The organism is Pseudomonas sp. S3_B11, from assembly GCF_054667715.1.
In genome coordinates, this window is record NZ_CP162749.1 from 3980191 (window position 1) to 3995055 (window position 14865).

The window sequence follows — 14865 nt, forward strand, 5'->3', positions numbered from 1 at the left end:
GATGCTCAGACGCATAACCGAATGTCTCCTGCTGATCAGTGCGGCGTTATATACAGGAATGCTCGCGGCGGCGGCGAATGCGCCCGAGCAATATACCCTGCTGGGCCACTCGTCCATGGCCCATACCGAGGTCAAGCTGGATGATGTTCACCGCGCCTGGCTACAGGATCGGCAAGCGCTGGTCCTGGGAACTTCAGCCCCGGACTACCCGCCCTTCGATCTCTCCACCAGCGGACGCGACTACGAAGGCCTGACGGCCGATTACGCCGACATCATCGCCAAGGCCACTGGCCTGCCCATGAGCGTCCTGCGCTTCGACTCCCGCGAGGCGGCCATGGCCGCACTCAAGGATGGGCAAATCGATATGCTTGGCACCGCCAACGGTTTCGAGGCGCGCAACCCCGACATTGTACTGTCGACACCGTATGCAGTGGACCAACCCGTTCTCGTCACCCGAACGAATGAAAGCCGATCCCTGACTGACGATCTCGAGGGGTTGCGGCTGAGCATGGTCTATCACTACCTGCCGCTACGGGAAATTGAAAAACTCTATCCCAAGGCACTCATCACCACCTACCCGTCCTACCAGAACGCCATCAATGCCGTCGCCTTCGGTCAGGCCGATGTATTTCTCGGCGATACCCTCTCCACCCACTACATGATCAACAAGGGCTATTTGAGCAATATCCGCATGGCCAGCTTCGGCAAACATGAATCCCACGGGTTCGGTTTCGCCATACGGCGTAACGACACCCGCTTGTTGGAAGTCATCAACGCTACGCTGAACCAGGTCTCCATTGCCGAGCAAGCCGCCATCTCCAAGCGCTGGAGTGCAGGCAGCGACCTGTACCTCACGGACCACAGGATACAACTGACCGACCGCGAGCAACGCTGGCTGGCGAGGCATCCGGTGGTACGGGTGGTGGTGAACGAAACCTCCGCGCCCTTCACCTTCTTCGATGCGGATGGGGACTTTCGCGGCATCAGTGCCGACCTGCTGGAACTGATCCGGCTGCGCACCGGCCTGCGCCTGGACATCCAGCGCCGCCAGAACGACAGCGAAATGATCGCTGCGGTCCTCGACGATCAAGCCGACATGATCGCCGCACTTTTGCCCAGCAGCGAACGACAACTCCAGTTGAAGTTCAGCCGCCCCTACGTCGACAGTTCGTTCGTCCTGCTGACCCGCAAACAGTCCGACACGCCCACGACACTCGATCAGTTCGGCCACGCCAGCCTGGCAATCGCCAAAGGCAATCCGGTCATTGAATGGCTACGCAGCCAGTACCCGAACATTCAAATCATCGAAACGGACGGCCCCTTGCGCGCCGTGGAAATGCTCGCCCATGGCCAGGTCGACGGCAGCGTGAACTCGCAAGTGATGGCCAACTACTTCATCTCCTCCTATGCGTGGCGCGACAGGTTGCAAATCAGCAGCACGGTGGGCACCCAACAGGCCATGTTCGCGCTGGCCACGGTAAAAAACGCCACAGAGTTGAACGCCATCCTCGACAAGGCCCTGACCAGCATCGACCCCGACGAACTTGGCGTCATCAACAACCGCTGGCGCGGTTACGTCTCGCCCTCGGAACACACCTGGCGCACCTACAACCGCCTGTTCCTCCAGGTCGGCGCGGGCATTGGCCTGTTGCTGCTGTTTTCCCTGGCGTGGAACGCCTACATGCAGCGCCAGATCAGGCAGCGTCAACGGGCGGAACTGGCCCTCAATGATCAGCTCGAATTCATGCATTCGCTGCTCAACGGCACCCCTCACCCCATCTACGTGAGAGATCGCAACGGCATCCTGCAAAGCTGCAACGACAGCTACCTGCAAACGTTCGACGTCAAACGCGAAGACGTCATCGGCAAGAACCTGATGCCAGGTTCCATGAGCAACGCCTTCGAAGCGCAGGAGTACCAGGCGGACTACCAACGCGTCATGGCCGAAGGCACCGCCCTGATCGTGGATCGGCCCCTGCACATCGGGGACAGGCAACTGACGATCTATCACTGGATCCTCCCCTACCGAAACTCCGCCGCCGAAGTGCAAGGCATCATCGGCGGCTGGATCGACATCAGTGAGCGGCGCCAGTTGTTCGAGGAATTGCGCGCGTCCAAGCAACGGGCCGACGACGCGAACCGCGCCAAAAGCACGTTCCTGGCAACCATGAGCCATGAAATCCGCACCCCCATGAACGCGGTGATCGGCATGCTTGAACTGGCCCTGAAACACGCCGACAAAGGCCACGTGGATCGCTCGACCATCGAAGTCGCGTACGAATCGGCCTCCGGCATGCTCGAGCTGATAGGCGACATCCTGGACATCGCCCGTATCGAATCCGGCCATCTGAGCCTGACCCCCGAACGCGTCAATCTCAGGGCCCTGCTGCAATCGGTCATACGAGTATTCGAGGGCGTGGCCCGGCAGAAAAACCTGGCGCTGTCCCTGCAGTTCGACGCTGCCGAGGGCAGCCCTGACGTGTTGATGGACCCGTTGCGGTTCAAACAGGTGCTGTCGAACCTGATCAGCAATGCCCTCAAATTTACCGAGCAGGGCCAGGTAGTGATCAAGGTCCGGCTGTCGCCAACCGACCGGGACGACGCTCTGCAGATGCACCTGGAGGTCAACGACAGCGGCATCGGTATTGGCCCGGCGGACCTGCAACGTTTGTTCGAACCTTTTGCCCAGGTCGATAACACCAGCCGGATGGCCCGCAACGGCGCGGGGTTGGGGCTGGTGATCAGTCGCAACTTGTGCCAGATGATGGGTGGCAGCCTGCACATGAACAGCCAACCCGGCACCGGCACCCAGGTCCAGGTACGCCTGCAACTGACCGTCCTGTCGACAGCGCCGATTCGCCCCCCACCTGAGCCAGTCGTCGAAACGGCCCTGGCCACCCTGAACGTCCTGATCGTGGACGATCATCCCGCCAACCGCCTGCTGATGTCGCAGCAACTGGAATACCTGGGCCATCACTATCAGGTGGCCCATGATGGTGCCCACGGATTCGAGGTCTGGCAAAAGAACCATTTCGATCTGGTCATCGCCGATTGCAACATGCCCATCATGAGCGGCTATGAACTGGCCCGGTCGGTTCGTCGCGCTGAATCCGAGCAGCAACGCCCCCCCTGCACCCTCCTGGGGTTCACTGCCAATGCCCAACCGGAGGAAAAACAGCGCTGCCAGGACGCTGGGATGGACGACTGCCTGTTCAAGCCGATCAGCCTGAGCGCCCTGAGCCAATGGATCAACGCGGTCAAACCCGTCGGCCGCCCAGCGGTTTTCAGCGTACAAAGCCTGCAGGCGTTGACTGGCGGCGACCCTTCGTCCAACCGGCGCCTGTTGGCTGAATTGCTCAGCAGCAGCCGCTCGGACCGCCAGGAGTTGCTCGACGTCGCCCGCGGCGCAAACCGGCAAGCGCTGAGCGAAATGGCGCACAAGATAAAAGGCGTCGCCCGCATCGTCCAGGCGACCTCGCTGATCCAGCGGTGCGAGGCGTTGGAGCGCGCTTGTCATCAGCCGCAAGCACCTGGGCGAATCAGCGACTGCATCGACGCCCTCGACCGCGCCATGAGCGAACTGGAGCAGGCCCTCGAAACGGAGATCGCCAAGGCAAAATAATCCAGCGTTTACTATGCTATTCGCTCAGCAGTGCGTACCTGGGGGTTCTCGAGCGGTTTCCCCTGCACGCGGGAATACCCATCGAGAACGCCCCCTGACACTTGGAGTGACTGCAATGCCCAGCGCACCGCGTCCGGAAAAACGCCGGTTCCCCCTGCACGTTCATATCAGCGTGATGTTTACCCTGCTTCTGTTGCTGACCGGGGTGGTGCTGGGGATTTTCAATTACCGGCAAACCACGCAAATCATCCTGTCCAGCAGTGAAAAGCTGTTCAACCGTATTGAACAGGATGTGCGCCTGGATCTGTACGACACCTACGAACCCATCCGTCACCTGTTGAGCCTGCTGGCCGACTATCCAGCGACGCGCACGCCCCGGATGGCGCAGCGCCTGGACCTGCTCGTGCCCTTCAGTCAGGCACTGCGGGACAACCCGAACCTGGCGTCGTTGTACCTGGGCGATCATCAGGGCAACTTCCTGATGGTCCGGCCATTGCGTACCGCGGCCCTGAAAGCCGCCCTGCAGGCACCGACCGACGCGGCCTACCAGGTCTGGACGGTGGAGCGGACAACCGAGCAAGGCCCGGTTCATTCCCAGTCGCTGTTCTACGACGAGACGCTGACGCTCATCGGGCGCCGGGACATTGCCGACGAAACCTACGACCCCCGCAGCCGCAGCTGGTTTCGCAGCGCCGCCGGCAGCACCGAACAGATCACCACCGAGCCCTACGTTTTTTTCTCCACCCATAACGTCGGCACCACCCTCGCCCGGCGCAGTGGCGAGCAGGCGGTCATCGGCGCCGACCTGACCCTGGCAGCCCTGTCCCAGACCCTGGCCAAGCATAAGGTGACCACCGGCACCGAAGTCGTCCTGCTCGATCCCACGGGCAACGCAGTGGGTTATCCCGACAGCAGCCGGCTGCTCGCCGACGCCCAGTCGGCACGCCTGACCAAGGCCCGCGACCTCAGTCCGGCTATCGCCGCCGCGCTCGACGACAACACCGACACCACGCGCCTGGAAGCGGCCGGGCGCCAGTGGATCGTTTCTCGCAGCCACATGCAGGAAGGTGGGCCCCAGGGCCTGGAACTGGCGCTGCTGGTCCCTGAAGATGAGCTGCTGGACAATGCCTATCGCATGCGCTGGCAAGGCGCGCTCATCACCCTCGCCACCCTGCTGCTGTGCCTGCCCCTGGGTTGGCTGACGTCCCGGATCCTGGTCAAACCCTTGGGCGAACTGGTGCAGGAGGCCGATGCCATTCGCAGCTTTGACTTCAACTACCCGGTGTCCCGTCGCTCCCCGGTGCTGGAAGTCGATCAGTTGGGCGTATCGATGGCGCGCATGAAAGAGACCCTGGCGAGTTTCTTTGAAATCACCGCCAGCCTGCGCGCCGAAACCCGCTTCGCCCCGTTGCTGGAACGGGTGTTATTTGAAACCGTGAAAATCGGCCAGGCCCAGGCCGGCCTGATCTATTTGCGCGAGAACGACGAAAATCGGGTCAAGCCGTATGGGCTGATAATCAATGGAACACCCAGGGACCTCGATGCCTTCAAGCTGCGCAGTCATGAGCTACAGGCTGGCGACAGTCCGCAATGGCTCCAGCAACTGGCCACCTCGGACAACCTCGTGGCCTCCCTGGGCTTCGAACAGGCGGCCGATCTGCAGAGCGTCCTGCAGGCACTGGACTCGCCGCGGGTCCATCTGATCGGTATTCGCCTGCGCAATCGACACCAGGAAACCGTCGGCGTACTGGTACTGTTGATCACCGACAGCGGCACCGAAGCCGACCTGGAAAAACTGCAGCCCGACCGCATCGCCTTCCTGCAGGCCGTGTCCGGTGCCGCCGCCGTGAGCATCGAGGGCCAGCGCCTGCAAGACAGGCAAAAGCAGTTGCTGGATGCCTTCATCCAATTGCTGGCCGGCGCGATTGATGCCAAGAGCCCCTACACCGGCGGCCATTGCCAGCGGGTGCCGGTCCTGACCCTGATGCTCGCCCAGGCGGCCGCTGCCAGCCAGGCACCGGCATTCGACGCCTATCGGCCAACGGAGGATGAATGGGAAGCCCTGCACGTCGCCGCCTGGCTGCACGATTGCGGCAAGGTCACCACCCCCGAATACGTGGTCAACAAGGCCACCAAGCTGGAAACCCTGAACGACCGGATCCACGAGATACGCACTCGCTTCGAAGTGCTCAAGCGCGACGCCTGGGTCGATTACTGGCAGGCCGTGGCAAGCGGCGGCGAGCCGTCATCCCTGGCACAGCAGCGCGACGCGACATTGACGGCCCTGGATGACGACTTTACCTTCGTCGCCCGCTGCAACCTGGGCTGCGAAGCCATGGCCGAGGCCGATCTGCAACGCTTGCAACAGATTGCCCAACGCCCATGGACCCGGACCCTCGACGATCGCCTTGGGGTTTCCTGGGAAGAGCACCGACGCCAGAATCGCACCCCCAAGCCGACGCTACCGGTCACTGAGCCGCTGTTGGCAGACAAGCCCGAGCACCTGCTCGAACACCACGAAGCCGAACTGATCCCGGCGGACAACCCGTGGGGTTTCCAGCTCGACGTACCGGCCTGGAAATACAACCGCGGCGAGCTCTACAACCTGAGCATCACGCGAGGCACGCTGACCCGCGAGGAACGCTACGTCATCAACCATCACATGGTGCAGACGATCATGATGCTCAGTCAGCTGCCCTTCCCCAGTCACCTGGACAATGTCGCGGAGATCGCTGGCGGTCATCACGAGAAAATGGATGGCAGCGGTTATCCCAAGCGCCTCAAACGTGAAGAGATGAGCCTGCCGGCACGCATGATGGCCATTGCCGACATTTTCGAAGCGCTGACGGCAGCCGACCGCCCCTACAAGAAAGCGAAGAAACTGAGCGAGGCCCTGGGCATCATGGCTACCATGTGCCGTGACGCCCATATCGATCCCGAGCTGTTCGAGCTGTTCATCGAAGAAAAAATCTACGAGAGCTACGCCAACCAGTTCCTCGCCCCGCACCAGATCGATGAAGTCGATCCCCACGGCCTGCTGGTCAAGGCAGGGTTGAAGGTATGATCAGCAATCCGTCAGGCGCAGGAATATCGCGGCCAACTGCTCGATGCCGGCTTGATCATGTTCGGTAAAACGCGCCAGTTTCGGACTGTCCAGGTCGAGCACCCCGATCAGGCGCCCGCCCTTGACCAGCGGCACTACCAGCTCGCTGTTCGACGCGCTGTCGCAGGCGATGTGCCCGGCGAAGGCATGGACGTCTTCGACGCGCTGGGTCTGCCGGGTCGCGGCCGCCGTACCGCACACGCCGCGGCCAAAGGGAATCCGCACGCAGGCGATCTGGCCCTGGAACGGTCCCAGGACCAACTCTTCGTTGCGATTGAGGTAGAAACCGGCCCAGTTCAGATCATCCAGCTGACTGGACAGGAAAGCCGAGAACTGCGCGGCGTTGGCAATGAAGTCACGCTCATCGGTCAGCAAGGATTCCAGCTGTGCCGATAACAACGCGTAGCCGTCAAGGCCGACTCCGGTGTCCTTCAAATCGATCATGCCTTGTGCTCCAACAATTTCAGGCCTACCCAATAACGGGCAAACTGATAGGCGCAACGTCCGTTGCGGTTGCCGCGACCGGTTGCCCAGCGCACCGCCAGCACATCCAGCGCTTCGTCGCGCTGCCAGGCCAGCCCGGCCTTGGCCGCCAGTTCGCCGATCCAGTGCTCCACTACGTTGAGGAAATGCTCCTGGGTAAACGGATAAAACGACAGCCACAGGCCAAAGCGGTCGGACAAGGCGATCTTGTCCTCTACCGCTTCACTGGGGTGAAGTTCGCCGTCGACCCGTTTCCAATTCTCGTTGTCGCTTTCCTTTTCCGGCACCAGGTGACGACGGTTGGAGGTGGCATACAGCAGCACGTTGTCCGGCGCCTGCTCCAGGGATCCATCCAACACGCTCTTGAGCACGCGGTAATCGCCTTCACCGGATTCGAACGACAAGTCATCGCAGAACAGCACGAAGCGCTGGGGCAGTTTCGCAACCTGCTCGACCACCCGAGGCAAATCGGCCAGGTGATCGCGTTCGATCTCGATCAAGCGCAAGCCATGCGGGGCATGTTCAGCCAACAAGGCGCGTACCAGGGACGATTTGCCGGTGCCACGCGAGCCCCAGAGCAAGGCATGGTTGGCGGGCATGCCATCGATGAACTGCCGGGTGTTACGGCCCAGTTGTTCGACCTGGCGGTCCACGCCGATCAGGTCCGACAGGCGCATGTCGAGGCTGACCTGCAGCGGCAGCAGGTAGCCGCTACGGCCGTCACGCTGCCAGCGGGCAGCCAGGGTCTGGGTCCAATCGATGGTGGGCCGGGGCGCCGGCAGCAAAGGTTCGATCCGGGCCAGCACGGCATCGGCACGCTCAAGAAAAGCATTCAATCGCGAGTCCACGTCTTCTCCTCGGACAGGTTCACAGTAATGATGGCGCTCGAGCTACGAAACGCCGTATCCAATGGCGGGTCTACTTCACACAATACACACCGGCTGCACCGGATTTCAGAGATGATCAGCTATGCTTGACCGGCGAAGGGAAACGTAAGTGGTTCATCACTCAATGGACATCAGATTCACCCAACGGCTTTCCTATAAGCAGGCCCGCCTGACCGTCCTGGTGGGCTTCGTGCTGGGCACCTTGCTCAGCCTGATGCAGATCGGCATCGATTATGCCAGCGAAGACGCGTCGATCAACCGTGAAATCCTCTCGCTGCTGGAAATCAGCCATAACCCGGCCTCGCGCATCGCCTACAACATCGACGCCGAGCTCGCCCAAGAGCTGTCCATGGGCCTGCTGCGCTCACCGGCCATCATCGGGGCCGAGCTGATCGACAACAACAATACGGTGCTCGCCAGCGTCAAGCGGCCCGAGCTGCAAAGCAGCTACCGGTTCATCAGCGACTTTCTGTTCGGCGCCCAGCGTCAGTTCGAGGACCGGCTCTACCTGGATCACTTGCCCAGCGAATCCCTGGGCATGCTGCGACTGGACGTCGACACTTTTGCGTTCGGCAGTCGTTTCCTGCGCCGTGCCGAGGTCACCTTGCTCAACGGCTTCGCCCGCAGCCTGATCCTGACGGGCCTGCTGCTGGCACTGTTCTACGTGATGCTGACCAAGCCCCTGGTGCGGGTCATCCGCGAACTGAGCAGCCGCGACCCGAGCAGCAACGAGCAGAGCCGCCTGGAATGCCCCACCGGCCACCAGTCCGATGAAATTGGCGTGCTGGTATCCGTCGCCAACCAGCAGTTCGAAAATATCTCCACCGAAATCCAGCAGCGGCGCACGGCCGAAAATCGCCTCACCGAATACCTCGCGCAACTGGAAAACATCGTCTCGGCACGCACCGCCGAACTCAAGGCCAGCAACGCCCGCCTCAGCCAGTCCAACGAGGAACTGGAAGTGGCCCGGCGCACGGCCCTGGACATGGCCGAGGCCCGCTCTGCGTTCCTCGCCAACATGAGCCACGAGATACGCACACCGCTGAACGGCCTGCTGGGAATGATCGCCCTGTCCCTGGACGGCCCCCTGACGGCCGAACAACAGCAACAGCTATCGATTGCCCATGACTCGGGCAAGGTATTGGTCGAACTGCTCAACGACATCCTCGACCTGTCGAAATTCGACGCCGGTCAACTGGAGCTCGAACACATCCCGTTCGACCTCGGCTCCCTGGTGGAGGATACCGCCAACCTGCTTTCCCAGAACGCGGCCCCCAGTGTCGAACTGGCCTGCCTGATCGACCCGCAGTTCCCGGCGCAAGTACTCGGCGACCCGACCCGGGTGCGCCAGATCGTCAGCAACCTGCTGTCCAACGCACTGAAATTCACGCGCTTCGGCCGGGTCGACGTGAAGTTGAGTCATTACGAGGGCGGCGTGCGCATCGAGGTCTGCGACACGGGTATCGGCATTCCCCAGGAAGCCCAGGCAAGAATCCTGCAACCGTTCACCCAGGCCGGCGCCGGGATTACCCGTCAGTTCGGTGGCACCGGGCTGGGCCTGGCACTGACCTACAACCTCTGCGAAGCCATGCAGGGCCGGTTGACGATCAGTTCCGAAGCCGGCTTTGGCAGTCAGTTCCGTGCCGACCTGCCCCTGCCCTGCCATCTCCCGGCAACGCCGGTCGAACCGTTGCGCGGCAACGTCGTCGCCATCACCGGCAGCAGCAGCGGCCTGGCCGAATTGCTGGGCATGCTGTTGCCGGGATGGGGCCTGGATTATGTGCAGCGCTCCATCGATGACGGGTTGTTGGGGCTCACACCCGACGTACTGATTACCGACTGCCCGGAATGCCTGTTCAACCTGCGGCCAACCTTTGACGCACCGATCCTGCTGGTGACCGCCTATGGCAGCTTCATGCCCAGCGAAGAAGCCGCCGCCCTCGCCCCGCTGATACAACAGGCCCGACCGCTGGCGCGCCATGCGCTATACCAGATTCTGCGGCGCGCCATGCAAAGCGAGGCGACCGTCATCGATGACGCACAGATCGAAGCCCTGGCGCCGTCCAGGCGTGGACGGGTGCTGCTGGTGGAGGACAACCCGGTCAACCAACTGGTGGCCAAGGGGATGTTGGTAAAGCTGGGCTGCGAAGTCACCGTCGCGGCCCATGGCGGCGAAGCCCTGGATCAACTGGAACAGCGGGTGTTCGACCTGGTGTTGATGGACTGCAACATGCCGGTGATGGATGGTTACGAAGCCAGCCGGCAGATCCGCCAAAGCGGGCGCTGGTCGGATCTGCCGATTGTCGCCCTGACGGCCAACGCGATGCCCGAGGAACGCGAGCGTTGCCGCGCGGCCGGCATGAACGATTACCTGTCCAAGCCATTCCGCCGCGAAGAACTGGCGGCAGTGCTGGACCAGTGGGTGCCGACTACGTCAGCGCTTTGATCTGGCCCAACAGGTGATCGAGACCGTCTCGCAACGTTCCGAGGCGGTCCAGGTCGATACCGCTGTCGCACAACAGGCGGGCCTTGAGCGGAGCGACCTGTTCACGCAAGGCTCGCCCTGCAGTCGTCAGGCTCAAGTGCACCTCTCGCTCGTCCCGGGCCGAACGCTGGCGCTGGACCAGGTCCAGCTGTTCCAGGCGCTTGAGCAGCGGCGTCAGCGTGCCGGAATCCAGCAGCAAACGCTCACCCAGGGCCTTGACCGTCGGCTGTGGTGGGGCCGCGTCCTGCCATTCCCACAGCACCAGCATCGCCAGGTACTGCGGATAAGTCAGACCGAGCTGATCGAGCATCGGTTTGTAGCCACGGATCACTGCGCGCGAAGCAGCGTACAGCTTGAAGCACAACTGGCTGTCGAGCTTCAGCGAATCGACTGACAGGTCATTCATTTGAGCAGCGCTTCGATCTCACCGGTCAGGTCCTGGGGCTTGGTGGTCGGGGCAAAACGCTTGACCACTTGGCCGTCCTTGCCGATCAGGAACTTGGTGAAATTCCACTTGATGCCTTTGGACCCCAGCACGCCGGGCGCCCGCTGCTTAAGCTGGACGAACAGGGGATGGGCGTTGGCACCATTGACCTCGATTTTCTTGAACAGCGGAAAACTCACGCCAAAGTTCAGCTCGCAGAACTCGGTAATCGCCCCCTCGTTGCCCGGCTCCTGCTTGCCGAACTGATTGCAGGGAAAGCCCAACACCACCAGGCCCTGGTCCTTGTAGGTCTGCCACAGCGCCTCAAGCCCCTTGTACTGCGGGGTGAACCCGCACTGGCTGGCCGTGTTGACCACCAGCACAGCCTTGCCGGCGAAATCGGCGAGGGTCTTTTGCTCACCCTTGATGGTGGTGCACGGGATGCTCAACAGGTTATCGCTCATGGCAAGGCTCCGAAAACGTATAGGACAGGCGGCGAAGATAGCGAGCAATTAAATTGCATGCAATTTAATTATCAAAAATACCCACACCACAAACTGTGGGAGCAAGGCTTGCCCGCGATGAAGGCGATACGGTCGTTCAGAAATCGAGAGGCCCTGTTTCGCGAGCAAGCTTTGCTCCCACCGAATTACTCCCGGGGGACCAGATCCAGGCACACCGAGTTGATGCAGTACCGCAAACCCGTGGGCGGCGGGCCGTCGGGGAAGACGTGGCCCAGGTGAGCGTCGCATTTGGCGCAGACCACCTCGGTGCGAATCATGCCGTGGCTGACGTCCCGAACCTCCACCACCGCGCTGCCCTCGATCGGCGCGTAGAAACTCGGCCAGCCACAACCGGAATCGAATTTGGTCTGCGAATCGAACAACGGCTCGTTGCAGCAGATGCAGTGGTACACGCCGTCGGTCTTGGTGGCGTTGTATTTACCGGAGAATGGCCGCTCGGTGCCCTTCAGCCGACAGACGTTGTACTGCTCCGGGTCGAGCATGGAGCGCCATTCTTCAAGGGTTTTTTCCAACTTTTCCATCGTCCTACCTCGGCAATTGAAAAAGCCCGATCCGACGCTTTTCCGCAGATCGGGCGGCACGTATGATTGCGCCTCGTCAGACGCCAGTCTGGCAGTCACGTCATGCGCATTCAAACGGATTGTGGCGCCTATACCGCGTCAGGCCTGGGCACAGACGCAGGATTCCCAGTACGGTAGTTCATACGCCGCCTGGATCGTTCATTTTCGGGAACACATCGCCATGCAGGTCAGCAAATCGAACAAGCTCGCCAACGTCTGCTACGACATTCGCGGCCCGGTGCTCAAGCACGCCAAACGCCTGGAAGAGGAAGGCCATCGCATCCTCAAGCTGAACATCGGTAATCCGGCCCCCTTTGGTTTCGAAGCGCCCGATGAAATCCTCCAGGACGTCATCCGCAACCTGCCGACCGCCCAGGGCTACAGCGACTCCAAGGGCCTGTTCAGCGCCCGCAAGGCCGTGATGCAGTACTACCAGCAGAAGCAGGTCGAAGGCGTCGGCATCGAGGACATCTACCTGGGTAACGGTGTGTCCGAGCTGATCGTGATGTCCATGCAAGCCCTGCTCAACAACGGCGACGAAGTGCTGGTGCCGGCGCCGGACTATCCGCTGTGGACCGCTGCCGTGAGCCTGTCCGGTGGCAACCCGGTGCATTACCTGTGCGACGAACAGGCCAACTGGTTTCCCGACCTGGCGGACATCAAGGCCAAGATCACGCCCAATACCAAGGCACTGGTGATCATCAACCCGAACAACCCGACCGGCGCCGTGTATTCCAGGAAGTGCTGCTGGGCATGCTGGAACTGGCCCGCCAGCACAACCTGGTGGTGTTTTCCGACGAGATCTACGACAAGATCCTCTACGACGACGCCGTGCACATCTGCACTGCATCCCTGGCACCGGACCTGCTGTGCCTGACCTTCAACGGCCTGTCCAAATCCTATCGGGTAGCGGGTTTCCGCTCAGGCTGGGTCGTCATTTCCGGTCCCAAGCATCACGCCCAGAGCTACATCGAAGGCATCGACATGCTGGCCAACATGCGCCTGTGTGCCAACGTGCCGAGCCAGCATGCGATCCAGACGGCGCTGGGCGGCTACCAGAGCATCAACGACCTGGTCCTGCCCCAGGGCCGGCTGCTGGAACAGCGCAATCGAACCTGGGAGCTGCTCAACGACATTCCCGGCGTCAGTTGTGTCAAGCCGATGGGCGCGCTGTATGCCTTCCCGCGGATCGACCCGAAGGTCTGCCCGATCCACAACGATGAAAAATTCGTCCTCGACCTGCTGCTGTCCGAGAAGCTACTGGTGGTCCAGGGCACGGCGTTCAACTGGCCGTGGCCGGATCACTTCCGCGTCGTGACCCTGCCGCGGGTCGATGACCTCGACCAGGCCATTGGCCGGATCGGCAACTTCCTCAAGTCCTACCGCCAATAAGCCAGACAGCGTGCGGGGAGTCCTCGCCTCGCACGCTGTTTGATTCAGCAACACATCCGTTCTGCCGACTCCGCAACGCCTTCTACACTAGGGGTTGAACAGCCAACGGGCACTCTGGCTCAACGTTCACGGGGGGCAGGCGCCATATTTTTTTCCCCAGTCACTTTCAGAAAAGTCTTTCAAACATTTAGGACGGCTGTAGGACACAGTTTGAAATAGTCGGCGAGTTGAATAGCCTGCGGCGGCACCTTATATACCCCGCATAACGCTACATCTTTAGCACGAGGAGATTTTCACAACCATGATGCGCATCCTGCTGTTCTTGGCCACTAACCTGGCGGTCGTGCTGATTGCCAGCATCACCCTGAGCCTCTTCGGCTTCAACGGGTTCATGGCGGCCAACGGGGTTGATCTCAACCTCAATCAGCTGCTGATTTTCTGTGCGGTGTTCGGTTTCGCCGGTTCCCTGTTCTCGCTGTTCATCTCCAAGTGGATGGCGAAGATGAGCACCAGCACCCAGATCATCAGCCAGCCGCGCACTCGCCACGAACAATGGCTGCTGCAAACCGTCGAGCAGTTGTCCCGCGAAGCCGGTATCAAGATGCCGGAAGTCGGTATCTTCCCGGCCTATGAGGCCAACGCCTTTGCCACCGGCTGGAACAAGAACGACGCACTGGTCGCCGTCAGCCAGGGCTTGCTCGAGCGTTTCTCGCCCGATGAAGTCAAGGCCGTGCTGGCCCACGAGATCGGCCACGTCGCCAACGGCGACATGGTGACCCTGGCGCTGATCCAGGGCGTGGTGAACACCTTCGTGATGTTCTTTGCCCGCATCATCGGCAATTTCGTCGACAAGGTGATCTTCAAGAACGAAGAAGGCCAAGGCATCGCCTACTACGTGGCGACCATCTTCGCCGAGCTGGTACTGGGCATCCTCGCCAGCGCCATCGTCATGTGGTTCTCGCGCAAGCGTGAATTCCGCGCCGACGACGCCGGTGCACGCCTGGCCGGCACCAGCGCCATGATCGGCGCCCTGCAACGCCTGCGCGCCGAACAAGGCTTGCCAGTGCACATGCCCGACACCCTGAATGCCTTTGGCATCAACGGTGGCATCAAGCAGGGCCTGGCTCGCATGTTCATGAGCCATCCGCCGCTGGAAGAGCGTATTGACGCACTGCGTCGTCGGGGCTGATCGTTAGCCTCAAGAGAAAACCCGCAGAAATGCGTAATGCTGGTTCAGCTTAGAGAAAACGGCGCTTCTTTCAGAAATGGGAAGCGTCTTTTTTTGGGGAGTTTTTTTGGAAAAATCTACTCGCCCTTTTCCTGATGGGTCGTGTGTATATCCATTACTGCGGTAACGGATATGTACTCGATCAACAAAATCCAGG

9 protein-coding genes and 1 pseudogene are annotated in these 14865 nt (G+C 61.2%); 5 read left to right on the forward strand and 5 right to left on the reverse strand.

Translation table 11 applies throughout. The features are described from left to right. The first annotated feature begins 1 nt into the window (after position 1). Both AB4O22_RS17850 and AB4O22_RS17855 read left to right on the forward strand, forming a co-directional pair. Positions 2-3622: a transporter substrate-binding domain-containing protein gene (locus AB4O22_RS17850; RefSeq protein WP_460106023.1), complete on the forward strand. Its 3621-nt coding sequence runs from the start codon at positions 2-4 to the stop codon at positions 3620-3622. A gap of 115 nt (positions 3623-3737) precedes the next feature. Beyond that, positions 3738-6686 carry an HD domain-containing phosphohydrolase gene (locus AB4O22_RS17855; protein ID WP_460096868.1) on the forward strand — a complete coding sequence of 983 codons (2949 nt, stop codon included), beginning with the start codon at positions 3738-3740 and terminating at the stop codon, positions 6684-6686. Here the strand turns inward: AB4O22_RS17855 and AB4O22_RS17860 are convergent, their stop codons facing one another. Both AB4O22_RS17860 and AB4O22_RS17865 read right to left on the reverse strand, forming a co-directional pair. Further along, on the reverse strand, positions 6687-7169 hold the full coding sequence (locus AB4O22_RS17860; RefSeq protein WP_460096869.1) for a GAF domain-containing protein: 483 nt from the start codon (positions 7167-7169) through the stop codon (positions 6687-6689). Continuing rightward, positions 7166-8056 (reverse strand): ATP-binding protein, encoded by an 891-nt coding sequence (locus AB4O22_RS17865; protein WP_003199422.1) that lies wholly within the window; start codon positions 8054-8056, stop codon positions 7166-7168. Before AB4O22_RS17865 ends, AB4O22_RS17860 begins: the two co-directional genes overlap by 4 nt. Before the next feature lie 163 nt (positions 8057-8219). Here AB4O22_RS17865 and AB4O22_RS17870 point away from each other — a divergent pair, with 163 nt between their 5' ends. Further along, positions 8220-10541: a hybrid sensor histidine kinase/response regulator gene (locus tag AB4O22_RS17870; RefSeq protein WP_460096871.1), complete on the forward strand. Its 2322-nt coding sequence runs from the start codon at positions 8220-8222 to the stop codon at positions 10539-10541. On the opposite strand, the gene AB4O22_RS17875 is transcribed toward AB4O22_RS17870, so the two are convergent. The 3 genes from AB4O22_RS17875 to msrB all read right to left on the reverse strand — a co-directional run bounded on the left by AB4O22_RS17875 (position 10525) and on the right by msrB (position 12049). Beyond that, a complete protein-coding gene (locus AB4O22_RS17875; RefSeq protein ID WP_460096873.1) occupies positions 10525-10986 on the reverse strand; it encodes a MarR family winged helix-turn-helix transcriptional regulator in 462 nt (153 codons plus the stop codon). The genes AB4O22_RS17870 and AB4O22_RS17875 overlap by 17 nt on opposite strands. Further along, positions 10983-11468, reverse strand: coding sequence for a glutathione peroxidase (locus AB4O22_RS17880; RefSeq protein ID WP_003199416.1), 486 nt, complete (start codon positions 11466-11468; stop codon positions 10983-10985). Before AB4O22_RS17880 ends, AB4O22_RS17875 begins: the two co-directional genes overlap by 4 nt. 185 nt (positions 11469-11653) lie before the next feature. Then, entirely contained in the window at positions 11654-12049 is a 396-nt protein-coding gene (gene msrB, locus AB4O22_RS17885; protein WP_003199414.1) for a peptide-methionine (R)-S-oxide reductase MsrB, read from the reverse strand. A gap of 220 nt (positions 12050-12269) precedes the next feature. Between msrB and AB4O22_RS17890 the strand changes: the two are divergent. Together AB4O22_RS17890 and htpX are read left to right on the forward strand one after the other, a co-directional pair. After that, positions 12270-13480, forward strand: a pseudogene (locus tag AB4O22_RS17890) (pyridoxal phosphate-dependent aminotransferase). 301 nt (positions 13481-13781) lie between these two features. After that, the gene (gene htpX / locus AB4O22_RS17895) at positions 13782-14669 is read left to right on the forward strand and encodes a protease HtpX (protein WP_003199411.1); all 888 of its coding nucleotides are present in this window, start codon (positions 13782-13784) and stop codon (positions 14667-14669) included. Positions 14670-14865: the final 196 nt, after the last annotated feature.